Consider the following 26,502-nt stretch of genomic DNA (forward strand, 5'->3'; position numbering starts at 1 on the left):
CGAATGTTAGTGGAGGAAGTTAGATGAAACGTTTGGATGTCATCTGGTCAGGTGCACTTGTGCTTTCGCTCTTGCCCGTCATACTGCCCATCTCAGCCATCAGGCCCGGCCCAACTGCGACGGCTCAGGGCCTTCCCCTTGCATCCGTCTCCCTCGTCAAGGACATCAACGCCACTGGGTCGGGCCCCATGGCCGGACCGGGGCCGATAGCTGCAGTTGGCGGGATGCTCTATCTCGTGGTGGATGATGAAGCCCATGGCCAGGAGATCTGGCGCAGCGACGGGACTCCCGGAAACGCTACCCTGGTCCGGGACATCCATCCGGGTGCCGCTGGGTCAGACATCAGCGAGTTGGCGGACTTCGGAGGTGCGCTCTACTTCCGGGCGGACGACGGCAGCCACGGCCCGGAGCTGTGGCGTAGCGACGGTACCGCTGCCGGCACCGTCATGGTCAAGGACATCAACCCCGGGCCGCCCGGATCGTCACCGACGTTCCTGAATGTAGTGGATGGCACGCTCTACTTCACCGCCGATGATGGGGTGCACGGCCCGGAGCTGTGGCGTAGCGATGGCACCGAGGTGGGCACCGTCCTGGTGGCAGATATCAACCCCGGCGCCAACGGCTCCAGCCCAGGGGAAGTTACAGGCTGGAACAGCGCCGTCTACTTCACCGCCGAGGACGGGGTGCACGGCCCGGAGCTGTGGCGCAGTGACGGCACGCCGACCGGGACTGCCCTGGTCAAGGACATCAACCCTGGCCCCGCAGGGTCTCTCCCGGAAGGGATGACGCCCTTCCTCAGCAGGCTCTTCTTCGCCGCGACCGATGCAGCCTCAGGCCGGGAGCTGTGGAGCACCAACGGCACCGATGCGGGCACCATGCTGGTGACAGACATAAACCCGGGCGCGGGCAGCGCGAATCCCCGTTCATTCGCCCGGTCAGACGCCTTCCTCTTCTTCAACGCTTACGAGCCGGGCACAGGCCAGGAGCTGTGGGCGCACACAGTCATTGTGGGCACGTTCCAGGTCAAGGATATCTGGCCTGGCACCACCTCTTCCGGTCCCAGTAAGCTTACCGTTGTGGGTAGTACTGTCTACTTCGGTGCCGCCAGCCCTGGTGCGGGCCAGGAGCTGTGGAAGAGCGACGGCTACCCCGCCGGCACCGTCATGGTCAGGGACGTCATACCGGGCACGGGTAACCTCAGCCTTCTCGAGCTTACGGATCTGGGCGGGGCAGTCTATTTCACCGGCGCCAGCAGCAGAGAGCTCTGGCGCAGCGACGGAACGACGGCAGGCACCATCCCGGTCACGAGCTTTTCCTCGGTCGGTGGCGGGGTGGCCGGGCTCCTCACCGTTGCCGGACCGGTGCTGTACTTCCTCGCCCTGCCTTCTCCCACCGAAGTGGGGCTCTGGAAGAGCGATGGCACCTCAGCCGGCACAGTGGCTGTGTTCAACTTCGGCCTGGGTCCTGTCGGCTCCTATCCGGGCGCGTTGACCGGCCTCGGCGGCACTGTCTACTTCGGGGCCGACGATGGGATCCATGGATACGAGCTATGGAAGAGCGACGGCACCCCAACTGGCACCAGCATGGTCATGGACATCTATGCCGGCGACCTCGGCTCAGACCCGGCGGAGTTGCTGCCCGTGGGCGGAATCCTCTACTTCACCGCGAGTGACCCCGTCAACGGGCGCGAGCTATGGCGCAGTGATGGCACCACCGCGGGCACCATGATGGTGAGGGACATCTGGCCAGGCCCCGTGGGCTCAGACCCGAGTGGTCTCTCTGACCTCAATGGAACGCTGTACTTCAGCGCCCATGAGCCCGGCACGGGTGCGGAACTATGGCGGAGCGATGGCACCGCCGCCGGCACCGTGATGGTCCAGGACATCCATGCCGGCACGGGCGGTTCAAACCCGACCGACTTGCTCAACGTGAACGGCGTCCTCTACTTCGCCGCCTATGAACCTTCCTCGGGCACTGAGCTATGGCGAAGCGACGGTACCTCGGCTGGCACTGCGCTAGTCAAAGACATTGGGCCCGGTGCTGCTCTTGGTTCGTTCCCATCCGGATTCGCCAGCCTGGGAGGCATCTTGTACTTCAGTGCCAGTGACGGAATGAGCGGTCAAGAGCTATGGCGTAGCGACGGGACCACCGCTGGGACCTATATGGTGAGCGACATCAACGCGGGCCCAGGTGACTCGCATCCGGACAGCCTTACCGCGGCCGATGGCGTTCTCTACTTCGTGGCAGACGAAGGAATCAGTGGCCGGGAGGTGTGGAGAAGCGACGGTACCTCCGCCGGCACCCACCTACTCGAGGACGTGTATCCCGGGCCGCTGTCGTCGTACCCTTCGTCGCTACTCAGCGCCAAGGGCGTGCTCTACTTCAGCGCCATCGGTCCCGGCGCTGGCCGCGAGCTGTGGAGAAGCGACGACACAGCCGGCGGCACCGCGATGGTGAAAGACGTCTACCCCGGCGCGACCGGCTCGCAGCCGGCGGAGTTGGCCAGCTTCGGCAGCGTTGTCATCTTTGCTGCCAGCGATGGTGTCAGCGGCTACGAGCTGTGGCAGAGCGATGGTACTGAGGCCGGTACCGTTATCCTTGGGGACCTCGCCCCCGGCAGCGACAACTCCAACCCCTCCGGGTTGGCCGTACTGGGAACACGGGTGTTCATGAGTGCCTTCGGTCCCACCACCGGCTACGAGCTCTGGGTACTGGAGTCCGTGGCTGAGACCTATCTGCCGCTCGTGTCCAGGTTCTAGGGAGCCGGTAGCCGGCTGGGATTCGGTGTCGGCTGGAAGCCGCGGGCGTGGTCGTGCTCGCGGCGCAGCAAGAGGCGCGCAGACGCTCGGGCTGCCGGGTAGGAGGGGTGCCAGCCAGTAGGCCGTCTCCCGACAGGGAGCCCGGCCCCCATGTGCTCCACTGCCTGCCGCTGTAGTAGAATGAACGTTTGGTGGTGCACATGCTGGACAAGTATTTGCAGGTATTGGAATACCCCAAGGTTCTGGCGCGGCTGGCCGAGCATACCTCTTTCTCGGGCGGGCGTGACCTGGCGCTGTCTCTGGATGTGGCTACCGACCTGGCCGAGGCCACTCGGCGCCAGAAGGAGACCACGGAGGCTCGCCTCCTGCTGAGGGTCAAGGCGGATGTGTCGCTCGGGGGCGCACATGACGTTCGCCCGCTCCTGCAGCGGGCCGAGCGCGGCATGCGTCTGCTGCCGCAGGAACTGCTGGACGTGGAGAGCACCCTGTCTGCCGCCCAGCCCATCTACCGTACTCTCACACGCACGGCCGGGCAGTTCCCGCTGCTGGCGTCGCTGGCCTCCCGTATCGAGGCCTGCCGTCCTGTGGTGGACGAGGTTCGGCGCTGCATCACCCCCAAGGGAGAAGTGGCGGACGCAGCCAGTCCCGAGCTAGCCCGGGCCCGCGCCGAGCTGATGGCCGCCCGAGATCGGTTGCTGCAGCGCCTTGAGCGGATGGTGACCTCGGACGAGAATGCCCCCTTTCTGCAGGAGCCCATCGTTACTCAGCGGAGCGGCCGCTACGTCATCCCGCTGCGGGCCGAGTGCCGGGGACGGATACGCGGGATCGTGCACGATGAGTCGGCCAGTGGAGCTACGCTCTTCATAGAGCCCCTGGCTACGGTGGAGCTCAACAACGAGCTACGCGAGGCGCAGATCCGGGAGGAGCGTGAGGTACTGAGGGTGCTCGACCGGCTCACCGGGCTGGTGGCTCAAGAGGCGGCGCTGATCGAGCGGACGGTGTCGGTGTTGGCGGAGTTCGACCTGATCTTCGCCCGGGCCCGCTACGCCGAGCAACTGCGGGCGGTGGAGCCGAACCTGGTGGGCTTCGCTCCTCGGCAGGTGCTGGATGAGGAGCGGGGGATCTACCATCCGGGGACGAGGCTCCGGCTGCTCCAGGCCCGGCATCCACTCTTGCCCCAGGACACGGTTGTGCCCATAGACGTGGCCCTGCGCCTGGGGCCTCAGGGCTACTTCGTCATCGTGATCACCGGGCCCAACACCGGGGGCAAAACGGTGGCTCTGAAGACAGTGGGGCTCCTGAGCCTGATGGCTCAGGCTGGCATGCACGTCCCCGCCGACGAGGGTACCACCCTCACCGTCTTCGACGGTGTGTACGCCGATATTGGGGACGAGCAGAGCATCGAGCAGTCGCTGTCCACCTTCTCCTCCCACATGAGCAATATCATCCACATCCTAGGCCAGGCGAGCGAGCGGAGCCTGGTGCTGCTGGACGAGCTGGGCGCGGGTACTGACCCGGTGGAGGGCTCCGCCCTGGCCCGCTCTCTGCTTGTGGAGCTGATCCAGCGCGGGGTGACTACCATGGCCACTACTCACCACCCCGAGCTCAAGGTCTTCGCCCAGGGCGAGCCGGGGGTGGCCAACGCCAGCGTGGAGTTCGACGCCCACACCCTGGCGCCCACCTACCAGCTAACCATAGGGCTGCCGGGGCGCAGCAACGCCTTCGCCATCGCGGAGCGGCTTGGCCTGCAGCGTCACATCGTCGAGCGAGCCAGGCTGCTGGTGGACCCTCAAGTGCTGCAGACGGAGGACCTCCTGCGGGAGATCAAGCTCCTACGGGATCAGTCTGAGCGGCAACTGACTGAGGCGGCCCAGATTCGGCAGCGAGCGGAGGAACAGGAGGCCGACCTGCGAGCGCGCCTGGACCAGTTGGAGCGAGAGCGAGAGCAGGTCCTGGAACAGGCGCGACAGGAAGGCCGGCGGGAGCTGGAGTCCCTTCGGGAGGAGATCGCCGCTACCCGGGCATACCTGGCCAAAGCACGCGTGGCGGAGCAGGTGAGCGAGGTGCGGCGGGTTCTCTCTGAGGCGGAGGGCCTGGCGGAGAGGGCTGCCGAGGCCGTGGCGCCCACGCCGAGCACCCTTCGTCGAACAGGCGCTGAGCCTGAAGTGGGAGACCTGGTGTGGGTGGGCAGCCTGAAGACTCAGGGCACGGTGACGGGCGTGGAGGCCGGTCACGCCGAGGTGGCCGTGGGCAGCCTGCGGCTGCGGGTGGCGCTGGACGACCTGGAGGTGCGCGAGCCCGCGGTCGAGGAAAGCATGAGCTCTGGCCGGGGGCGATCGAGGGTGGTTCAGCTGCCGGCGAGTCCGGCGGTGAAGCCGGAGTTACATCTGCGGGGAATGCGGGTGGAAGAGGCGGTGCCGGAACTGCAGCGTTACCTGGACGAGGCTTACCTGGCAGCGCTAGGGCGCGTGAGGGTAGTGCACGGGAAGGGCACCGGCACTCTGCGCCGCTTCGTGCGCGAGGAGTTGGCCCGGCATCCTCTGGTGGCCTCGGTGCGGTCGGGAGGTCCGGCCGAGGGCGGCGACGGCGTCACTGTGGTCGAACTGGTACCGCGATAGGATGGGCTCGCCCCAGGGGCCGCAGGTGGTGTGCGCCTCCAGGCGGACCGACTTGCCGGGATGCTACACCGAGTGGCTGGCCCGCGCCGTCCGGGCGGGCCAGGCCGTGGTGAGACAGCCCTACTCCGGTGAGGCGCGGCAGGTTGACCTGGCGCCCGACCGGGTACACACCATGGTTCTCCTGTCGAAGGACTTTGGCCCTCTCCTCCGAGACGAACATGGCCTGAGGACGGCCCTTGAGCAGTACGAGCAGGTGTGCTGCCAGCTGACGGTGACCGGGCTGGGCGGCTCGCGGCTCGAGCCCGGCGTCCCTCCGCCGGAGGTGGTGCTGGCCCAGCTCGGCCCCCTGGTGGCTTGGCTGGGCGCGAAAAGGCTGACCGTCCGGTTCGATCCCATCGTTCATTGGGTCGAGGGCGACCGGGTGGTGAGCAACTTGGATCGGGCGGACGCGGTGCTAGCCGCATGCGCCCGCGCTGGGCTGAGTAGCGTGCGGCTGTCGTTCGCCACCGTGTACGCCAAGATGAAGGGGCGAGGGGTGGAATGGCACGACCCGTCGCCTGGCGAGAAGCTGGCGATGGCGGCAGACCTAGTGATGAGGGCGAAGGCGTTGGGGCTGTCGCTGCTCGGGTGTTGCCAGCCGGAGCTGGCCCCCGCCGGAGTCATCCCGGCGGGCTGCATTGATGGGGCCGAGCTGAGCCGGTTGCACCCGCGGAGGCTGCCTGCACCCACCGGCAAGGATCGAGGCCAGCGCGCCGCCTGCCGGTGCACCCCGAGCGTAGACATCGGCTCCTACGACATGCGTTGCCCCAACGGCTGCCTCTACTGCTACGCCAACCCCCGGAGAGGGAGACACGGAGACGAGGAGAGGGGGAGGCACGGAGACGAGCTGGGGGCAGTCTCCCCCTCTCCGCGTCACCCCCTCTCCCCCTCTCCTCCTGTGACGCCCGGCTCGCCGCGTGCTAGCGAGGAGAGAGTCCCGCGAGCAGCTGGGTGAGTGAGTCGTGGGCCAGGCGGGCTACGGTGAAGGGGTCGTCTTCCCACAGGTCGCGGCTGAAGACCTCGACGGAGCAGTAGCCCTCGTACCCTTTGCTCTGGATCAGCCCCAGCATCTCGACCAGAGGCAGGACCCCCTGGCCCGGTAGCACTCGATCCCGGTCAGTCCAGGATTCTCGGGGCAGATTGCCGACATCGTTGACGTGCACCAGTGCCAGCAGGCTTGCATCCATGTCCTCTAGGTCGGCCATCTTGCTGATGCCGGCATAGAAGTGGAAGGTGTCAAAGAGCACCCCCAGATTGGCTCGATCCGCCCGCCGGACCAGCTCCTGAGCCGTCGGCAGCGATCCGACCAGTCGGCTCCCCTTGATGAACTCCAGTGCGATGCTGACTTCCTGTTGCGCCGCTAGGTCGGCCACCTGGGCCAGGTTGGCGGCCGCCGTCTCGTAGGCGGAGAGGCTGGCCTCCTCGGGGCTTTCGGAGAACACCACCAGGGTATCGGCGCCCAGGGCCCGGGTCAGCATCAGGCGATGGCGCAATTGGTCCAGGATTCGTCGTCGCTCGGCGCCCGAAGAGAGAAGACAGCCGCCCTGGGCGCAGGCGGCGACAGCGCGCAAGCCGAGGCGGCGCAGCAGGTCCTGAGCCCTGTCGAGGCTGCCACCGTCGGCCAGGTAGGCTTCCAGCTTGGCCAGCCAGAGCTCCACTGACTCAAACCCCGCCTCGGCGTAGGCGCGCAAATCAGTCTCAAGGTCAGTGGTCATGGTGGTGGCCTGGTTAATGCATCCTTGCATGCTGACCCCCTTGCATGGCCCCGGGCAACCGAGGACGTGGCCACCCGGGGCCATCACTCATGCAGTGAGCTTCACCGAGGCGGCCGGCGGACACCGACCACGGGTCCTGGGATTCGGTTTGGGCCCTACGGGCCCGGCCGGCTTCAGGCGGCCGTTCGGCGATGTGCGACCAGCCTCCAGAGCGCCAGCCCTCCGCCGCCCGCGAGCAGGAGCCCCGCGGCCATCAGCGCCGCCGCCCAGAGGCCAGAGCCGCCGTCACCGGTCGTGGGCAGAGCCGGAACGGGTGTGGCAGTGGCAGTGGGAGCTTCGGGCTGGGGCGTGGCGGTTGGGGGCACTGGTGTGCTAGGCACCTCGGTGGGCGCCGGCACCGGTGTCTCGGTGGGTGGGACGGGCGTGTCCGTCGGAGGAACCGGAGTGCCGGTTGGCTCCGGGGTATCGGTTGGCACCGGTGTGTCGGTGGGCGGGATGGGTGTATCTGTCGGAGGAACCGGAGTGTCTGTCGGTATCGGGGTGTCGGTAGGCACGGGCGTATCTGTCGGGGGCGGAGGCGAGGGGGTCACGGTGGGCGTCTCGCCCATTGCGGACAGCGCCGACGCGTCGTCGGCCAGGGCGAGGCTGCCGGCAGAGAGGATGAGCATCAGGACGGCGAGCAGTAGCAGGGCGTGCCTCGGTCGCATGCGGAATCTCCTTTGGGTAGTAATGAGAGTTGCTGTCTGCCGGCTCTAGCCGGCGTTGCGTGCTACCATGGGCAACATGGCCCACCTGAGGGTCGAAGCCGGCGTGGGTGGCAGGCCCAGAGCAGGGTCTCCCAACACGCCGTACGTATCCACCAGGTCGCGATGCAACGGCCCAAGGGCCAATTTACCCGCCAGCATAGCTTCGCCGATAGAGCCCCCCTGTAGCAGCGTCGCAATGACGGCTGACTGCATCTGCCGGTGCCCGGCGGCGCTGCCCATGCTCAACGGCGAGAGAGACGCTATTGTGCCCCGGTCGGGCGCCAGAAGCAAGGCCTCGTCTAGGCTGGGAGCATTGGGATGATAGAAGACGCCGGTAAAGCAGGTCATAGAGAGGAGCACGGTCAAGGGGGTGGGGCCGAGCGCCTCGATGTCCTCGGAATGGAACAGCTTGGGGAAGGCCCACCCCCAGAACTGGCTATGGCCGGCGTAGTAGGTGAGCAGTGATCCCGCTCTCCAGACCTCGAGCAGAGCCCGGGTCCCGGCGTCGCTCTCGTTGTGGTAGAAGCCGGGTGCGGCCGTCTCCACTGCGGAGTGGTAGACGCGTCGTAAGTCGGCGTGGGCCATGCGCTCATCGGCGGCCACCACTGCCAGGGCCGACTCGGCCATCTCATCGAAGCCGTAGTTGATAGGGGCGCCGGTACCATAGTCCCGCAGGTCGGGATCGTCGGCGGCGAATAGAGCTCGGTCCCACACTGCCAGCCCGTCGTTCTCGTATCGGGCCACCTTCTCCACTACAGCCATGGCCTCGGCTGGGGATCGGACCGGGATTCGGCCGACCAAGACGCTAGGAGGCGCGCTGCGACGGTTGGCGAACAGGTGATCCGAAGCGGCCTGGCCACCCCAGTTGGGGTCGAAGTCCTCGCCGAGGTAAGGGGGCAGATAGTTGGCCAGCCCGTGGTTCAGGCGGTTCTTGAAGTCGTACGAGCCATCGCCCACCAGCACCAGGTAGGTGAGCAGATGCTCGCCCAGTGGGTCGCGCCAGGAGTCGTAGGCCTGGTGCACGAAGGAGCGGATGGCCTCGGGGTCCAGCATGCCGCTGCTATACCGGTCGTAGATGGCCTGCGTGGTGACCACGCGCGTGGTGAGACCGGAGGCCTTCTGACGATGCTGAGCCAGCGCCTGGGCTGCCTGGACGAAGCTCGGATGGGTCACCACCAGGTACTGGGCCGCAGGTTCCAGGGCCACCGGGCTCAACCGAGCAACGGATGACACCTGCTTCAGCGCGGTAGTGGCGGTGATTGCGTAGGTGGCGGCAGTGCCAGTGCTGTCGGCGAAGGCGGCCCGCCAACCCTTGCCGGCCGGCTCGGCGCTGACCCCGGCGAGAGCCACAGGCAGAGCCGGGTCGCTCACGTCCCATACTATCAGGTCGGATGAGCCGAAGCCGGCTACCCGGTAGGTGTGAGAACCTGCCTGGCCGCGACCCACAGTGCTTCCGGCGACCGCCCGGCCGATGGGGTAGGTCAGCCGAGGGGAGACCACCTGAGCGCGCTCGGGAATCAGACCGGCAGCGCCGTCGCTTTGGCCGGGCAGCGTGAGCCTCAGCAGGTGCAGACCGTCGGTGACGGGAACACTGAAGTTGAACGTCGCCGGCACAGCCCCCGTCCAGGTCCGAGGGCCCAGGGAGGTGTAGGGAGGTTCGGGGCTCTGAGCGGCGACAGTGGTCGCTCCCGGTCTCTTCTGGGCCACGAGGGGCAGAGCGATGGAGTAGGGGCTCTCGGCCGTGCTGGTCAGCCCGAAGTGGAACTGGATCAGATGGGGGCTGTCGGTCGTGCCCCTCAGGGTGACAGACAGGGTTCCCTGGCCTCCCACGATCGCGGGCAGCGAAGCAGCGAACCATTCCTGATCGGGCATGTCCGCCGGTGAGACGGTGGCCAGGGACCCAGCATAGAAGTGCCCATCCTCGGCCACCTCGGAGTACACCGGATCGTAGAGATTGACGTCGGCCCATTCGCTGCGCCACGGGTCAGGATAGCGAGGGTCGTAATTGCGCAGGAGAGCGTCGGCGACGAGATAGGTGGTCTCGCCCCTGGGAGCACTGACGGGCCGGCTCTGGACGCGGAGCCCTAGCGGTCCTCCCCAGTCGAGGAGGTAGGAATTGGTGGTGCCGTAGGGGCTTTGGCGCTGCCGACCATAGAAGAGGAAGCGATCGCCAGGACCGAAAGTACCGTCGGTGTCCTGCACCAGGATGGCCACTTCCTGCGTCCCCTGGAACAGGCGCAGGCTGGCGGACGATACCCCGGCCAGGTCCAGCCCGGCAGCACGCAGGTCCTCGTAGGTGACGCCGTAGATGCCCTCTTCCGGCACCATAAGCCGGTAACGGCCCAAGGGCTCCGGGAGGCTGGCGGCAACGAGGGGCGAACTGGCGCCCCGGTGTCTGGCCAGGCCGTCGGGATTGAGCACGGCGGCGGCGAGCACGTCCCTGAAGGGGCCGGGGGCCTGGGCCGACAGCGGCGGTTCGCCGGAGGCTGGATTGGGGTACCGGAGCGCCAAGCGGGCGCTGCGGGTGACCGCCAGCAGGTTGTCCTTGGGCCGGTAGCGCACCGGGCTGCAGCTTATTTGCAGGAGGCGCCACTCCCTAACCACGTCGTCCGCCGTGATGCGACACAAGTCGGCCGGGAAGGTGTCCTGCTGATGGTAGGCAGGACCCTCCTCGCGGACATACCGAGACATCCAGCTCGCCCCAGGGACGCCTGCCTCGGACCACAGCCGGGGGGCAGGGAGCAGCGGGGCCGATAGGGGCACCGTCTCAGTCTGCTCTGCCAGCACCTCTAGGGCGACGTCGACTCCGTGCGGGACCACTACGCGGGCGCTGAGCAGGGGCAACTCCGGCTGGCCGGGCTCTCCACCGGAGACCAGTCCGGGTACGGATACCGAGGTGTAGGAGCGGTCCTCGTACGGCAGGATGCCCAGTTCGACAGGCGGGATGGATAGCTCCAACTCGAGCCCCTCGGGCCCTCGCGCGGACATAGCGAGAGCGGCAGAGGACGCAACGGCTGGAGCAGCGGTGACGGGCAGCGAAGCAATGGCCCACATCACCAGCGCTAGGGCTACCCCCAACCTGGTCCTTGCGTTGGGGGCACTCATGGCCTGAACACCCCTCCGCCGCCGTCTATGTCGACTCGGACTTCGGCTGGCGCGCGGCCGTTCACAGTCACGGGATCACAGCCTCGGTATACCATCGCTTGTAGGTCTCAGCCCGGACTCTGGGCCCAGAGCGACGGGCTCGGATGCGACGAACCCATCCGCTCCCGACCGTCAGCGTCAGCCGGACTGACGCGAACCACTCGCTTGGAGCGTTCTTCACTCAGCCTGCCTCATTGCGGTGGCGAGCCTCTCGGGCCCGCTTGCGCCAGCCCTTCTGCTGGCGTACAATGACTTAAGTTCGAGGTGAGCGTAGCCGAGTGGTCAAGGCACCTGGTTGTGGCCCAGGAGACCGTGGGTTCGAATCCCATCGCTCACCCCAGGCGGCTGGATCGCTGGAGGTCCGGCCGCTTTGTCTTTCTGCGTGGGCGCCGTGCGTTCCTTCCGCTGTCGTTCAGTCTCGCTGACGCCACCTGCTTATGCAACGCTCTCAGTCTAGGCGCAAGTGATTAGATGAGAGGCGTGCAAGTATAAGAATATGGTAAGAGCGGATGAAGTCGCTCTACCACTCGTCCGTGCAGAGTCATTTGCAGGAAGGGTGCCGACGGATCAGGGGAAGAGCGCGGCCCGCCTCCCACGAACGGGGGACCAGAGCGCGTCCGGCCGCTGACCCTGACCTATTGCCGTCCCTTTGCTGCCTCTGGCCCGCTGTGCTATTAAGGGAGGTGCCGGACTGCCGGCTTCCAAGATCTCACTTCCTAGCAGTGGGAGGGCTAGGCGACCATGGCGCAGAAGAAGGTAGTTATCGTTCTTCCCTACCGCGGCTTCGACGCCAACACTTACCGGACCTTGCGTCACACGCTGGAGCGGCGAGGCCACAAGGTGGTTACGGCGGGGCTGTTCCCGGGGTCGGCGGAGGCCACGGACGGGTCGTCGGTTCCGGTCGAGTTGCGGCTGCGCGACATCAAGACCTACCAGTACGACGGCTACGTGTTCCTGGGCGGGGAAGGGGTCCGCACTTTCCTGGACGACCAGGATGCTCGCAAGCTGGCCAAGGACATCTCCTACAAGGCTGTCGGGGCTACGGGAGAGGCGGTAGTGCTCTTGGCTCTGGCCGATGCCCTGAAGAAGAAGAGAGTGACAGCCCCCACGGACTGGGCAGACTTCCTGCACCGACGAGGCGTGCGGTTCACGGGCAGGCCGCTGGAGGTTGACGATAAGCTAGTCACGGCGCAGGATGGGGAGGTCGCCGAGCAATTCGCCAATGCCATGGCGGAGGCCGTGGGCGGGTAGCGAGGGAAGAGGATAGGGAAAACCGAAGGTGAGCCCGAGCCTCTGGGCTCACCTTCTTTAGGCCAGCACAACGTGGGCGGGCGTAACCGACTGAGCCCCGGGTGGGCCTATGCTTCCGTTACCCCGGCACGCTCTGCCGCTGCCTCGGCCGCGAGTATGCCGAACGTCAGGCAGCCCCCGGCCAGGATGCCGGTGTAGGCGCCGTACGGGTTGTCCGCTCCGCCGCTGAGGGCGCCGACGATCAACTCCCCGATGGCGTAGAGCCCGGGGATGGGGTTCTTGTCGTTGTCCAGCACCTCCGCCTTGGTGTTGACCTGCAGGCCGCCGTAGTGGAAGAGGGTCCCCATGATGTATGGGATGCCATAGAAGGGCGGCGTCTCGATCTTGTTGATCTTGCTCGTCTTGGGGATGCGGGCGGTGGCGATGCTCCCATCATCCACGGCCTGGTTGAACTCGGCCACCGTGGTGGCCAGGTACGGGGCCACACCGGCCTGGGCGGCTAGATCCTCAATGGTGTCGGCCTTGTAGAGCGTGCCGCCATAGGACACCAACTCCTCGAGCACGGGGGCGACGACGTCCATCTTGGCGATGGTGTCGTCAATGACCATGAGGCCCTTGACGCGGCCGGTGCGGAAGAGTTCGGCCCCGTAGGTGAAGCGGCCCAGGGACTCATCGCAGTAGCGCTCGCCCGTCTCGATTACCATGATGCCCTGGGTGCCGGCGATATCAATGTTGTAGAACCCCAGCGCATCGTGCCATTCGTCCTCCTCCACCACTGCCGGACAAGGCCACCAGTAGGAGTAGGACATGTTCTTCATGGCGGCGCCCACTTCCAGAGCCATGCGGTGGCCGTCGCCGGTGGCGCCGGGGCAGGCCTGAACTGGGATCTCCTCCCCATGAGGTCCCATGTACTTCGCCGACATCTCGCGGTTGCGGGCGAAGCCGCCGGTGGCCAGGATGGTGGCCTTGGCTCGGATCTCAATGGCCCCATCCGGGTCGGTGGCCAGCACGCCGGCAACGGCGCCCGTCTCGTCGGTCAGGAGCTTGTGCGCCTTGGTCTCATACATGATGCGGGCACCGGCATCCTTGAGAGCTGACTCCAGGAGCCTGGCGGTCTTGTACCCGCCGAACTGACGGTAGTCACCCGGCGCCCCGGGCTTGAGGTTACCCCAGGCGAAGCTGCCGACCTTGGCCGGCTTGATCCGTCTCTCCTGACCGGGTTCCTCTTCGAACTCGACCCCCAGCTCCATGAGCCACGCCATGCCGCGCTTCACGTTGCCCAAATAGGCGTCGATCAGCTCAGCATAGGGCTGCTGGGGCCGGCCGGCGGTCCGGGTGGCTATGATCTCCCTAAGCTCCTCCTCGGGAAGCATGGGGCTCGAGCCGGCCACATGGATAGACTGCCCGGACAGCATCATGCTGCCGCCGATCCAGTCGCCAGCGGGCATCTTGTCCATGATGACCACGTCCGCTCCCAACTGGGCGGCCTTGAGCCCCGCCACCATTCCGGCAAAGCCCATGCCGACCACGACGATATCAGCTTCCTCGGAACGGCCTTCCTCCTGGGCGGCAGCGCCGAGCGGGAGCGAGGCGGCGGCAGCGGCGCCGGCGGTGACGGCGGCACTCTTGAGTAGTCCCCTTCGAGTAGTGCGCTTCTGGCTGGGCATTTCGCTTACCTCCTTGTAGTTGTGGCGGCCACCACGGCCGCCCGAGAGACAAACACCGGGCCTGAGACTGGCGCTGGTGCGCTCAGGCTACATCCGGCCACCAGCGGTCTAGCGGGACAGCGTGGCAAGAACGCTGGGGCACGCTCTCGTCACGCCGCGCCGAATCCGAGCGAATCCCACGGACTTGTGAAGTCCTTCACAGTGGGCGACGTCCTCACTATACCACCACTGAGGAGGGCAGATCATAAAGAGGCCGTTAATCGGGCATAAGAACGGGGTTAAGGGCAGCGTAAGCAGCGTTGTCGCAGGGGCGAACACACGGCGAGAAAAGCGGGAGTGGGTCTCGGAAGCTACGGGCTGACGGCGGAGCGGCAGCGCACCCAGAGTGCGCGGCCCGGTCGGGTGGGCCGCGATGGAGCAGCGGCTGCCTTAGGGGCTGGCGCTGCCTCTGGTCCCCAAGGGCCAGTGCTCCCATGTCAAGGGCGGCGATCGGACGAGCACCCTTGGGCGTGCTACCCCGGAGGATGACGGGCGGCAACACCGGAGCCGCCAGCGCGGCAGTGAGTGGGCGCTTGCTCGGCGACATCTGGCCTTCGGCTAGTGCCGCTGCCACCAGCCCGTCTATGGTCTGGCCCGGCAGGGAAGGGCGGACCCAGGCGCTGTCGGGTGACCGGAGGCCAGAGGGAGACGGGCCACGCGTGGAAGAGTGCCGCGCGGCCCGTCCTCGGAACCGCCGGCTACATGCCCGGCATCGTGGGGTCCATGATCATGAGGTTGCGCATCATGCCCATGTCCTCGTGCTCGAGGATGTGGCAGTGGTACATATACATTCCTGTATGCGGCCCGAAGTTCATGGCTATCTTGACGCGCTCGCCGGGCCAGACGGTTACGGTGTCCTTCCAACCGCTGTCCACGAAGCCCTGGTTGACGGTGGCGTAGCTGCTGAGGGCCGACGTCGGCGTCCGCCCCACCACCTGGAACTGGACGTTGTGGATGTGCATGGGGTGAGGGATAGGACCGTTGTTGATCCACTCCCAGGCGATGGGGACGTCCTTGTAGACCATCTCGTCCTCGGCGACGGCCATCATCTCATAGAGCCGGCCATTGATGTACCAGGTCATCATGTACATATCGAGGGTGAAGGGGACAGGTTGGCTGAAGTTGGCCACGTTGCTGGCATCCCATCGCACCGGGAGGGCAGGCAGTGGCCCCAGAACCGGTTTGGTGGTGGCCTTGCGACCGACATTCACGGTGAGAATGTTGAAGGCGGCGCCGTTGGGCAGGGCCGATCCCATGCCGTCTCCGCCCATACCACCGCCTCCGCCGCCGTGCCTGCCGCCTCCGCCCATGCCACCACCGCCGCCTCCGCCACCGCCCATCATTCCCCCGCCGGGATCGAAGGACTGGCTCTGGAGGACGACCTGCTTACGGGCCAAGGCGGTGAAGTCAGCCCACAGGTCCGCACGCTCGCCGGGCATGAGGGTGACATAGCTTCGTTGGGCCACGGCCGGCAGCAGCCCGCCATCGGTACCGATGACTTGCAGGGGCATGCCGTTACTCCAGGCCAGCTTGAACGTGCGGGCGTTGGAGCCGTTGAGGACTCGCAGCCGGTAGGCGCGGGGTTCCAGGGAGAGGGAGGCGTCGGGCTGCCCGTTTACCAGGATGCGGTCGCCGAGGTAGCCCCACAGGTGGTGAGGCTGGTAGAGAAACTGATTGCTGGCGTCGAAGGTGCGGTCTTGGATGACGAGGGGGATGTCGTTGGCCCCAGTGCCGGCTCCCGGCACGGCTGCCGCCTCCACCGGATCGGTCACGTAGAAGAGCCCGGCCAGGCCCATGGCCACCTGATAGGCGGTGCGCATGTGAGGATGAGGGTGGAACCACGCGGGACAGGCGGGATCGATGACCTGGAACTCGTAGACCTTGGTCTCGCCCGGACCGAAGGCCTGCATGGGTTGTCCATCGGCGTCCTCGGGGACGCGCAGCCCGTGCGGGTGAAGGACGGTCTCCTCAGGCAGGTTGTTGTGCAGGTGCAGGCGCAGCTTGGTGCCGCTCTGCACCCGGATGATGGGCCCCAGGTAGCTTCCCGGGATGGCCTCCACGGTGGCCCCCGACCCGCTCAGCAACTGGCCCTCGTACCCCCACACTCGGGTCTGGGAGCCGGGCAGAATCTGCACCCACTTCTCCGTGGCGCTGAGGGAGATCTCGGCGTCGGGGACGAAGGGTCCCATGTCCATCTGGGGTGCCACCGCCGGGGCCGAAGGCACCGCCGCCGGTCCCAGCCGCTCCCCAGCGGTGGCCAAGAGCGGCCGGGACCCAGGGGCGAACGCCCCCAGGCTGCCACCCAACGCGAAGGCGGCGCCCACCTGAGCACCACGCAAGAACTTACGGCGACTAACAATACGACTCACTGTATGCCTCCATGTGTTGTCCTGACTGGTCGGATACGTAGGGGTGGACCCAATCCCAGTGGAGTTCTGGTGCTGGTCTGGTCCGGGGAGGCAGGGTTGTCTCCCCAGACCACGTGGCGCACTGACCTAGCAGTTACGGGCCAGACTGGACCTGCGGCAGGTAGACCGGCTTCGCGCCGAAGCCGCCCCCGCCCGAGTCGACGCTCACGCCGGACAGTGCCTGCGCCGGCTGCCCTCTCTCGAAGTATCCGTCGGAGAGCGTCGTGAGGAAGAGCTCGATATTCGTCCGGTCCATCATGCTGAAGTGCTGCAAGGCCGCGCGGTTCATATCCAGCTCGGGCTCAGGGAAGAGGTCGGGCATCGGCTGCTCCATGCCGTCTCCGGGTCCCATTCCACCTCCGCCCATCCCGTCACCGGGTCCCATTCCACCACCACCCATGTTGCCGTCCATCATTCCCCGCCAGGCGTAGAAGTGGACGATGCCGTACATGCCATCCAAGCTCTTGAAGAAGCCGTTGTGGCCGTAGGACTTGACGAAGTCCGCGCTAGGCCGCAGGTCGACGTTGCGTAGGCTGGTGACGCGGAACTTGCCCAGCTCGGGCTCGTAGACCTCCGCGGGGTAACCGGCTGCCTTCAGGAAGCCACCTAGCCCTAGGTCGATCCAGTTCGCCCCATCGGAGTTCCAAGGTAGGGGCATGCTGTAGAACTGGTTGTCCGGGTTCTTGGGCAGGCCCAGGTTGTAGTAACCGAAGTCGGTGAATAGGGGATAGCCGTCCGGACCTGGCTGCAGTGAATGACAGGAGGCGCAGTTGCCGCGGCTGGGATCGTTGAACGCGGCCAGGCCCTGCAGTTCATTATCGGTCAGGCCGAGCCCGCGGAAGTTCTGCCAGCTGTTGGGATCCATACCTCCGCCACCACCGCCACCGCCGCCGCCACCGGGGCCCATACCGCCACCACCGCCACCGCCACCGGGACCCATGCCACCGCCACCGCCGCCCATGCCGCCACTCCACTTGATCTGAGTGACATCCTTCCCGGCGGCAATGGCGTTGTCCCAGAACAGGTCGAACTTGGAGGTAAAGGGATTGACCTCGGCGCTTCGTTCGTAGGCGGCGACAGATCGGGCTATGCGTTCGTAGGCGCCCTGTGCGTCTCGAGCGCAGTCGAGGGACTTCGCCCCCCACACCTCCCTGAAGAGGGCGGCATAGGAGGACTGCGCTACCCGCAAACACACCAGGCGGGCATTGGGCAGGTTCTGCTCGAGCGGATTCAGGAACGGACCCATGGCCTGCTCGGCCAGGGGGTCGCCCAGAGTCCAACCGGTGGCCCGGCCGTCCCAGAAGAGGCCACCGAACCACTGCTGCTGCTCTTCATCGTAGTAGAGGACGGGGGCATCGCCGGCATAGGCGGCGCTGGGAGGCTTGCGATTGCCGTAGCGAGTAGGCACGGCGCCTGGATACGCAGTTCCCTCCAGGTTGTCGTTGGAGTCGGGGCCGGTGAAGCCCACCTCAGGCCCATGGCAGGTGGCACATGACTGTACCGGTGGGTTGGACAGATTCGTGTCGAAGAAGATGGCCTTGCCCAGGGCTACCAATGCCTCGGGATCGGGTGCCGGACCTTGAGCGAGTGCCGTGGAGCGGCTGCCCTGGACGATGAGGCCCAGGGCGACGACGAGAGCTAGGGCGATGGGGAGCGCCTTTCTCATAGCAGCCTCCTGCTGGTGAGGTGGTGCGTAGAGCCCTGGGGGCGTTGAGCCCTCAGGGCAGGGGTGGTGGCGTCGCGGTGGCCGCGAGCGCCCGGCGTTTCGTGGGGGAAGGGAGCGCTCCCTTCCCCCACGAGCAGTTGGTGCCAGAACGGGAGTCGGAGTGAGGCCGGAGCCTACTCGTTACCGGTCTGCACCTGAGGCAGGTAGACACTGTTGCCGGTCCAGCCGCCGCCGCCGGGGTCGGCAGCCATCGCCGCCGCTCCGATGGTGGTGACGACATTGGACCAGGCGCCGGTGCCCAGGCCGTAGACCGCCGCGATCCGATAGTAGTAATCGGTGTTGGCTCTGGCCGAGGTGTCCACGTAGGTCCTGGCGTTAGCCGCAGCACTGAACGTGGTTACCGGATTGCTGAACGAGGGGTTCTGGGCCCGCTGGATGGTGAAGCCGGCCTGATCCCCGCTGGGCTCGTAGGTCCAGTTGAGGGTCACGGTGGCCGAGTTGCGGTTGGTCACCACCGAGATCGAAGTGATGGTGGTGGTCCCCATAGGCGCGCCGACCACGGCTGGTGCCGAGTCTATGGTTCGGTTGGGGAAGCCCCCGCCGGGCGGCACCTCGTTGATCTGCGGGTCCGAGTAGTCCCAGGTATCGCCGATCACGTTCCGAGCGATCACCCGATAGTAGAAGGGGCCCTGGTTGGAGCGGTAGGTGGTGTCGGTGTAGGTCACCGAGTTTGCCGGCAGCACCGCCAGGGTGGCCCAGGGTCCGCCAAGACTGTTGGCGCGCTCTACTATGTAGGCGGTCTCGGTGGAGGCATTGTCCGTCCAGGTCAGGATGGCCCGCTGGTTGTTGCCGTTGCCGGTCGTGGTGACGGTCAGGTTGGTGGGAGCGTTGGGCGCCACGCCGAAGACCAGCGAGTGCATCATGTCCATCTCTTCGTGGCTGAGGATGTGGCAGTGCCAGACGTACTCCCAGCCGAAGTTGACGTAGTGGTTGATGACCGTCACCGGTTCCGCGTCTGGGTTGAAGGCCTCGTCCTTGTAGCCGTCCGCCAGCATCATGCCTTCGGGCATGGACGGGTCTATCAGGCGGATGCTGTTGGGCACCTCGAACGGCGTGTTGGGTGGCACCTTCGGCTTGAGGGCCACGATGGTATCCTCCAGCGGGTTCACCCTCACGGTGTCCTTCCAGCCCAGCTCGTTGGGATCGGGCGGCATGAGCAGGTTGTCCCAGGCCACCCGGTTGATGAGCTGCGCGTTGAAGAGGTGGAAGTGAATCGGGTGGGTGTCTACCCCGTTGTGGGTGATCTTCCAGATCTGGATGCCCTCAGAGGTGGTGCCCAGGAGAGTCATGGAGTCCTGGATCAGGTCCGTGGGCGGGCTGGAGTAGCCGTAGAGCATGAAGTTCTGCAGCCCGGCGATGGTGTTAGGCAACTCCAGGCCCAGGAAGCCGCTCATGCGGCCGTACTCCTTGTCGAAGGCCTCGCCCATCTCGTCCTGGATGGCCTTGGGCTCGAACTGGATGGTCCGCTCCGTCGCCAGTGAGCCGTCGGGGTTGACCGGAGTGATGCTCTTGGACGATTCGTAGATCCGCACGTACTGGGCGGCAGTGCTGGAAGAGAAGTTGGCAGCGTAGGCCGAGTTGTAGGCCGCCTGGGGGATGATGATGGGATCCTGCGACACCTCGAACACGCCGCGCTTGTCGCCCGGCCCCTTGGCCCACGCTGACCGCAGGGCGTTCACATCGTACGCCGGTGCCGGCGTCGTGTTGGCCACCCTCACTTGCATGACGGTGCGAATGTTGGGGCCGTAGCCCGGCTGGGTGGTCGGCGTGCCGCCCGTCTCCGTGAGGTCGGGGTGGCCGGTGTAGTAGTCGTAGCGCGGGTCCAGAGCCGGGAAGGCCGCCGGGGCATCGTTGTAGAGGATGAGCGTCTTTCCCGCGAACTGGGAGAAGTCCACGATCACGTCCGCGCGCTCGGCCGGAGCCAGGAGGAGCGAGTGGTCGAGGACATTGCCCACGTTGAAGAGGGTGGCGTCCGTCTGCCAGGTGATGGGTCGAGTCCTGACCTCGACCGGCGCCGGGAGGAAGCCGCCCTCAGTGCCGATCTGGATCCAGTTCGGCCCTGCCGTGGCCGGGTCGGGCACGCCGCCCTCGCGGTTGTCGGTGGCCCAGTTCGGGATGGTAGCCGGGACCATCTTGACTTCGGTGTTGGTCCTGCCGTCGGAAGTGACGACCGTCTCGTCAGCTACGTACCACTGCAGGTTGAAGAAACGGTCGTTGGCCACGCTCAGAATGCGTAGGCGATAGGCCTTGGGCTCCACCTCCAGATAGGGGTAGGCGGTGCCGTTGACCAACGGGGTGTCCATGAAGGCTTCCATGCCCATGGATGGGTCGGGCATGTCCGGTATGTACGGCGGCTCGTAAGGGTTGTCCGGGTTGTTCGGGTCATAGTACGGGTTCGGAATGGGCGGATGCTCGACGGGAGTGGGCGGCCAGAACCAAGGACCGTAGTGCCAGCGTCCGAAGGCACTGGCCCCGCTGGGATCCCAAGGATTCTGGGCGGGCATGTAGACGCTGGGTAGCCACAGGTCGCCGGTCTTGGGCATTCGGTGTCCCATGGCGTCCATCGTACCGGTGCCCCACCTCCACGTCGGGTCCTGAACGGGGATGGTGAGTTCATCGACGAAGGTCTTGTCCTGGATGACCAGGGGGATCTCGTCTGCGGGGATCACTGAGACCCCGCCAGGGTTGACGCCGGAGTCGTTGGAGCCTTCGATCAGGTCCCTCTCGACCTGGTCGCGGATGATGTACCCCGCCGCCTCCCCGGCGTACACGTTGAGGCGGGTGATGCCCCAGGCGTGGTCATGGTAGAACTGGAGCCGCGCGCTCTGGGCGTTGTTGTAGTAGAAGGTCAGCACGCCCTGAGGCGGGTTGGGGCCGCCGTCCGGCATGTCAGGGACGTTATACACGCTCACGCCCTTGGGGTAGTCAGCCGCGTCTCCCACCGGAGTGGTCCACTGGTGCGGAGTGCCGTCGCTGATCCAGGGGACGAAGGCCCCGTGGAGGTGGACGGTGGCGCGGTTCTGGTTGTACATGCCGCCCGTGGGGCCGTGGCCGGCGCCCATGACGGTCGTGTCCACCGGGATGAAGAGGTCCCCGTCCATGCCCTTCGGCAGCAGGTTGTAGAACCGGATGCGGACCGGGCGGTCCCGCTGAGTGATGATCAGGGGGCCAAGGTAGTGAGGTGCGGTGACGCCGAGAGCCGGGTTCCCGTCCGGCTTCAGGATGAGGCTGCCGTCAGGATAGGTCAGGGAAACTTGAGCGCCGGGCACGGCCTCGGTAGAGAGTTGCACGTACCCGCGGAGCGTCGTTGGCGGCAGGTCGGTGTGAAGTTTCTGTGAGTGCTGTACCAAGCCGATCTCGTAGTAGTCGGCTTCCTGTCCGGAGTAGGTGACCGTCTGTGGCACTGCCACCGGGATCATCTGGCCCAGCGTGTTGGTCTGGTTCGGGAGGGCGAGCGAGTCCACGAACTTCTTGATACCGCCCTCCAGCGTGCCACCAATGGTGGCAGTGGCGTAGGCTCCCTGGCCCTCGTCGTCTTCAATGGTCACGTAGGGGGCGCTGTAGTTGCTGCCCGGGTTGGTGATGTTGATGGCTTCGATGATGCCGCCCGCAACGACCGCCTCGGCCGTGGCGCCGGAGCCGGTCCCGTATACATCCGAGATGGTGACGGTGGGCGCGACGTAGCCGCTGCCGCCGTCTTCGACGGTGATCTCAGAGACTGCGCCCCGCGGCATGGGGCTGTTGGCGTAGTTGGGGAAAGGCCCGAAGTAGTGGGGCGGGTCCCCGGGCATGGGCATTACCATGTCGGCCATGGCCACACCAGGCTCAAGACCGGCCGCCCGCGCGTTCGCGGCCGCTTTCATCCGGTCGGCGGGGGTCACCGGGCGCTTGAGGATGCCGGGAGGCAGCTCCCCCGGACCAGTGCCCTGTCCCTGTGCCTGGACGGTGGCCGTGAGGCCCTTCAAGGGCAGAACCAGACCCACGCCACTGGCGAGGGCGCCCTTCAACACTTGTCTGCGGGTGACCATCTGCGTTTCCTCCTAACTGAGTTACCGACTGTGTAGACCAACTGGGAAAGAGCTGAGGATAGCGGACCTCTCTCGTGCGCGGCTACATCTCCCACCTCCGGTTCGGTCCCTGCCTAGCTCCAGGTGTTGCCGGAGTGGGTCAGGGGTCGGTCCCGCCGCTAGGCATGGGCCGGGCTCGGCCGATGCTGTCGCCAAGTCAGGGTAACACACCAGGCGGGGCCAGTCTGTAAGGGCTTCTCTACAACTGCAATAGGAGAACCTCACATCTCGGCCCCTCGTCCGGCACCTGAACCCGCTGGCGGACGGGACGCCAAGAACAGTATAGCTTTCGAGATGACGGTTTCCCATCAAAGCGGCGTAGAGAATGTGTTGAACAAACGTGAAAGCGGACTTGAGAGGGGGGAGTTGTGAGCCGGCACGGACGCTAGCTTAGGCTCGGGCTAATGCCGATAGACCTCCACCGGTCCGGCCTCGCCGTCGCGGCGGATGCGGGCCACCACTTCCACGTAAGGAGCCAGGGTGGAGTGATCCAGCTTGCGCTTGAGGAGCTCGTCCACCTGGAAGATGCCGGCGGAGTTGCTCATGACGATGTCCAGGCGCACGGGCCTGTCGGTTCCGGGCCCGATCTGGACCGACTCGATCGCCTGGGCGGAGAGGGAGTGGATGTTGACCTCGCCCGCCTGGAAGGGGATGCGCGAGCGCCCCTCGCTCATGTCCAGGGCGTCGGCCACCTTCACCACGCCCGCCTCGAGAGTGAGGGGGCGAGCGTCCCAATGGTGGGAGATGACGGCGTGGAGCACCTCAGCCGTCAGAATGGTGGCCGTGGGCTCCGGGTACAGAGCGGTGAGCAACTGACGCGCCTTGGGGTAGGCCAGGATCAGGGAATGGCGCTCATGATCGTCGCGGCTGATGGCGATCCCCAGGTCGTGGACGCAGCAGGCCAGGACCACCACCACCTCGGCGTCGCCGGCGGTGAGGCCGTAGTTGAGGACTACTCCTGGCTGGATGCCGGCGTTGACCAGCAACCGCAGGAGCCGCAGCGCGGCGTTGGCAGTGATGCGCACGTGCACCGGGCCGTGGTCGCTGAAGCCGGCCCGATCCACGGCGTTGACGTTGGCGCACTTCCACAGCTGCACCAGCTCAGCATCCTGATTGACCAGAGACACCAACTGCTGGAGCTGAGGATTGTGCCTGCTGGGCACCGCCAGATAGAAATCCTGGCTCGCTTCCATGTCCACTCTGGGGACGGTCAGCCGAACCGCCCCGTAATGTAGTCCTCGGTGCGCCGGTCTTGCGGGTTGGTGAAGATCCGCTTGGTGGGGCCGTACTCGACCAGGTAGCCGGCGCGATCCTCATCCATCATGAAGAAGGCCGTCTGATCGGACACCCGAGCCGCTTCCTGCATATTGTGAGTCACGATGATGATAGTGTAGTCCCGGGCCAACTGGTGCATCAACTCCTCGATCCTCAGGGTAGCGATGGGATCCAGAGCGGAGGCGGGCTCGTCCATGAGGATGATCTCTGGCCGGACGGCGATGGTGCGAGCGATGCAGAGCCGCTGCTGTTGCCCGCCAGAGAGGGCGAGCGCACTCTGCTGCAGCTTGTCCTTCACCTCGTCCCACAGGGCGGCCTTGGTGAGCGACTGCTCCACCAAGTCGTCCATGTTCCCCTGGTAGCCGTTGATGCGTGCTCCCCAAGCGATGTTCTCATAGATGCTCTTGGGGAAGGGGTTGGGCTTCTGGAAGACCATGCCGATGCGTCTCCGCACCTCGACGGGATCTACCTGAGGGTGATACAGATTCTGCCCGTGAAACAGCACTTCGCCCTCAGTCCGCGTCCCCGGCACCAGCTCGTTCATGCGATTGAAGGAGCGGAGGACGGTGCTCTTGCCGCATCCAGAGGGGCCGATGATGGCGGTAATCCGACGTGGGTATACCGCCAGATCCACGTGCTTCACTGCGCGGAAGCTGCCGTAGTAAATGCTGAGATCCCGAGCTTCAATGGCCCAACGGGTAGTAGGCTGCATACCGACGCGAACAGGTGCCTCTATCATGGTCGTGTCTATCATGAGCGCCTCTTACTGTAGTGGTTCCGCATTACGATGGCGCTGGCGTTGAGAGCCAGCAGTAGGGCCAGTAGGACTAGGATGGCGGCTGCGGCGATGTGGCGGAACTCATCCTGTGGTCGGGAAGTCCACTGGTAGATCTGGATGGGCAGGGTAGTGAACCTGGAGAAGGGACCGGTCGGATCCATGGCGATGAAGGTGGAGGCGCCCACCACGATCAAGGGCGCCGTCTCGCCGATGGCCCGGGATACGGCCAGGATACTGCCCGTGAGGATGCCGGGAAGGGCACTGGGGAGCACATGGTACCAGATGGTCTGCCACCTGGTGGCTCCCAGCCCGTAGCTAGCTAGGCGCAACGAGCTGGGCACGGCGCGCATGGCCTCCTGGGCGTTGATGATGATCAGCGGCAGTATCAGCAGGGCTAGGGTGAGGGCGGCGGAGAGAATGGTGCGCCCGTTAGCGGTGGTCGGATCAGCGAGGCCAAAGAGGGAGCCGCTGGTGAAGGCGCCCAGCATGCGAACGAAGATGGCCAAGCCCAGCATGCCGTAGATGATGGAGGGAACGCCAGCCAAGTTGTCTATGTTGGTCTTGATGGCACGATTGATGGCGGTGTTGCCGGCGTACTCCTCTAGGTAGATGGCCGCTGCCACGCCGACGGGGAAGGCAATGATAATGGTGAGGGCAATGGTCCAGAGTGAGCCGAGAAGGGCGGTGCGCACGCCTGCAGTCGCGGGAGTGCTGGACTGGGGGCCGGTCACGAAACTGGGATTGACCCAGGAGCGGAAGACCAGATTCGCCTCCGGGTAGGCTCGCTGCGCTGTCTCGACGATGCCAGCCCGCCTGACCAGGGAGTCAGTCAGGCTCCAGGTGGCCACGATCTCCGGCTTGACCACTCGCTCTAGCACCAGATGGTACACGTTCTCTCGGGTGCGCTGGTCGAAAGGCAGGTCGCTCTCGAGGCGGCGCATGAGGCCGGGAGAGACGTTGACCTCCAGGATGCGGACAAGTTGCTCCTGGGAGAGGTGCTCGAGAGGGACGCCGTCCTGGGCCAGGCTGGACGGGTCAACCTGGTTCCGCACCGCCACCAGGCCAAAGGACCGGTCCAGCACAGTGTAGAGTAGAGCGGCGAGGGCGATGATGCCCACCGCCGTGCTGAGCTGGAACAGCAGGCGCCACAGGCTCCCGGTGCGCCGGCGGGCGGCGAGGTCGGACCGGAACGGGTAGTCTGAACCTGGCTCCCAGTGCAGAGGCTCGAAGGGTTGCCTCATTCGTACACCTCCCGGAAGCGATTCACCACCCAACGGCTGACCACGTTGAGAGACAGGGTCATGAAGAACAGCACCAGGCCGATGGCGAAGATGCTGTTGTAGTCTACGGAGTCGTAGCTCAGGTCGCCGCCGCTGATGCGCGCAATATGCCCGGTCATAGTCTCGGCAGCCTTGAAAGGGTTGAAGGTGAAGGCGGGGCCGGCTCCGGCAGCGATGGCTACGATCATGGTTTCGCCGATGGCTCTGGAGATGGCCACGATCACGGCGGCGGAGATGCCGGAGAGGGCGGCGGGCAGCACCACTCGCACCGAGGTCTCCAGTTTGGTGGCCCCCAGGGCGTAGGCTGCCTCGCGCAGCGACCGGGGCACAGCGCTGAGGGCGTCCTCACTCATGGAGGTGACCAACGGTAGGACCAGTATGCCCATGACGATGCCAGCGGAGGCGGTGTTGTAGATCTCCACCACGCTCTGTCCCAGAAGGGAACGGAGGAGCGGGGTCATGGCCGTGAGGGCGAAGTAACCATAGACCACGGTAGGTACCCCAGCCAGGACTTCTAGGATTGGCTTCAGGGTGTTGCGTGCCCGCTCGGAAGCGTACTCGCTCAGGTACAGGGCCACGGCCAGCCCCAGGGGCAGGGCCACCAGCATGGCCATGGAGCTGGTCATGAGGGTGGCGTTGACCAGAGGCCAGATACCGAAGTGCCCGATGGCCGGTTGCCAGGTGGTGGAAGTGACGAACTCCCGTATGCTCACCTCGGCGCTGCGGAAGAACAGCAGCGACTCCCGGCCCAAGACATAGACGATGCCCACGGTGGTCAGAATCGAGACGACCCCGCAGAGCCGCAGAAACGCCTGTACGGCGACCTCGCCGGGCCGCAAGCGCCGTCGCAGGTCCGGGGCGACCTCGCCGACGGAGGTGGCTATCTCTGGTGGCGCGAAGGGTGCTCCAACGGCTATCTCCCGCTGCATGGCTCCTTCCCTAGCCGCGCGCAGGCGACAGGCAGAGCCCTGTCGGCCTGTCGCGCTGGCA

Annotated in this window: 14 protein-coding genes, 1 tRNA gene and 2 pseudogenes; 6 read left to right on the forward strand and 11 right to left on the reverse strand. The window is 65.9% G+C overall.

Annotation, left to right across the window (positions count from 1 at the left end):
* The first annotated feature begins 23 nt into the window (after positions 1-23).
* The 3 genes from HPY83_14525 to HPY83_14535 all read left to right on the forward strand — a co-directional run bounded on the left by HPY83_14525 (position 24) and on the right by HPY83_14535 (position 6,371).
* Positions 24-2,759 carry a hypothetical protein gene (locus HPY83_14525; protein NPV09161.1) on the forward strand — a complete coding sequence of 912 codons (2,736 nt, stop codon included), beginning with the start codon at positions 24-26 and terminating at the stop codon, positions 2,757-2,759.
* Positions 2,760-2,959: 200 nt separating this feature from the next.
* On the forward strand, positions 2,960-5,377 hold the full coding sequence (locus HPY83_14530) for an endonuclease MutS2 (protein NPV09162.1): 2,418 nt from the start codon (positions 2,960-2,962) through the stop codon (positions 5,375-5,377).
* Positions 5,378-5,429: 52 nt separating this feature from the next.
* Complete coding sequence (locus tag HPY83_14535; protein NPV09163.1) at positions 5,430-6,371, forward strand: DUF1848 family protein; 942 nt, start codon at positions 5,430-5,432, stop codon at positions 6,369-6,371.
* On the opposite strand, the gene HPY83_14540 is transcribed toward HPY83_14535, so the two are convergent.
* The 3 genes and pseudogenes from HPY83_14540 to HPY83_14550 all read right to left on the reverse strand — a co-directional run bounded on the left by HPY83_14540 (position 6,337) and on the right by HPY83_14550 (position 10,982).
* Entirely contained in the window at positions 6,337-7,161 is an 825-nt protein-coding gene (locus HPY83_14540; GenBank protein NPV09164.1) for a sugar phosphate isomerase/epimerase, read from the reverse strand. The two genes, HPY83_14535 and HPY83_14540, sit on opposite strands and share 35 nt — an antisense overlap.
* 308 nt (positions 7,162-7,469) lie before the next feature.
* A pseudogene (locus HPY83_14545) lies at positions 7,470-7,733 on the reverse strand (hypothetical protein).
* A gap of 150 nt (positions 7,734-7,883) precedes the next feature.
* Positions 7,884-10,982, reverse strand: a complete 3,099-nt coding sequence (locus HPY83_14550) for a hypothetical protein (protein NPV09165.1) — start codon at positions 10,980-10,982, stop codon at positions 7,884-7,886.
* Positions 10,983-11,285: 303 nt separating this feature from the next.
* Here HPY83_14550 and HPY83_14555 point away from each other — a divergent pair.
* A tRNA-His gene (locus HPY83_14555) sits at positions 11,286-11,361 on the forward strand.
* A gap of 401 nt (positions 11,362-11,762) precedes the next feature.
* Complete coding sequence (locus tag HPY83_14560) at positions 11,763-12,272, forward strand: hypothetical protein (protein ID NPV09166.1); 510 nt, start codon at positions 11,763-11,765, stop codon at positions 12,270-12,272.
* Positions 12,273-12,379: 107 nt separating this feature from the next.
* Here the strand turns inward: HPY83_14560 and HPY83_14565 are convergent, their stop codons facing one another.
* The 3 genes and pseudogenes from HPY83_14565 to HPY83_14575 form a co-directional block, all read right to left on the reverse strand.
* A complete protein-coding gene (locus tag HPY83_14565; GenBank protein NPV09167.1) occupies positions 12,380-13,939 on the reverse strand; it encodes an FAD-dependent oxidoreductase in 1,560 nt (519 codons plus the stop codon).
* A 737-nt stretch (positions 13,940-14,676) separates the two neighbouring features.
* The gene (locus HPY83_14570; GenBank protein ID NPV09168.1) at positions 14,677-16,347 is read right to left on the reverse strand and encodes a multicopper oxidase family protein; all 1,671 of its coding nucleotides are present in this window, start codon (positions 16,345-16,347) and stop codon (positions 14,677-14,679) included.
* 1,048 nt (positions 16,348-17,395) lie between these two features.
* Positions 17,396-18,052 (reverse strand): annotated as a pseudogene (locus tag HPY83_14575) (cytochrome-c peroxidase).
* Between the two features lie 23 nt (positions 18,053-18,075).
* Here HPY83_14575 and HPY83_14580 point away from each other — a divergent pair.
* Positions 18,076-18,216: a hypothetical protein gene (locus HPY83_14580; GenBank protein NPV09169.1), complete on the forward strand. Its 141-nt coding sequence runs from the start codon at positions 18,076-18,078 to the stop codon at positions 18,214-18,216.
* 9 nt (positions 18,217-18,225) lie between these two features.
* On the opposite strand, the gene HPY83_14585 is transcribed toward HPY83_14580, so the two are convergent.
* From HPY83_14585 to pstC, 5 genes are all read right to left on the reverse strand, one after another.
* Positions 18,226-22,140, reverse strand: coding sequence for a multicopper oxidase domain-containing protein (locus HPY83_14585; protein NPV09170.1), 3,915 nt, complete (start codon positions 22,138-22,140; stop codon positions 18,226-18,228).
* Positions 22,141-22,580: 440 nt separating this feature from the next.
* Entirely contained in the window at positions 22,581-23,372 is a 792-nt protein-coding gene (locus tag HPY83_14590; protein NPV09171.1) for an HD domain-containing protein, read from the reverse strand.
* Between the two features lie 17 nt (positions 23,373-23,389).
* Positions 23,390-24,208 carry a phosphate ABC transporter ATP-binding protein gene (gene pstB, locus HPY83_14595; protein ID NPV09172.1) on the reverse strand — a complete coding sequence of 273 codons (819 nt, stop codon included), beginning with the start codon at positions 24,206-24,208 and terminating at the stop codon, positions 23,390-23,392.
* Positions 24,205-25,473: a phosphate ABC transporter permease PstA gene (gene pstA / locus HPY83_14600; protein ID NPV09173.1), complete on the reverse strand. Its 1,269-nt coding sequence runs from the start codon at positions 25,471-25,473 to the stop codon at positions 24,205-24,207. Before pstA ends, pstB begins: the two co-directional genes overlap by 4 nt.
* The gene (pstC, locus tag HPY83_14605; protein NPV09174.1) at positions 25,470-26,441 is read right to left on the reverse strand and encodes a phosphate ABC transporter permease subunit PstC; all 972 of its coding nucleotides are present in this window, start codon (positions 26,439-26,441) and stop codon (positions 25,470-25,472) included. The genes pstA and pstC overlap by 4 nt, the downstream gene beginning before the upstream one ends.
* Between the last annotated feature and the right edge of the window lie 61 nt (positions 26,442-26,502).

This window comes from Anaerolineae bacterium (assembly GCA_013178015.1).
Classification (GTDB): domain Bacteria; phylum Chloroflexota; class Anaerolineae; order DRVO01; family DRVO01; genus Ch71.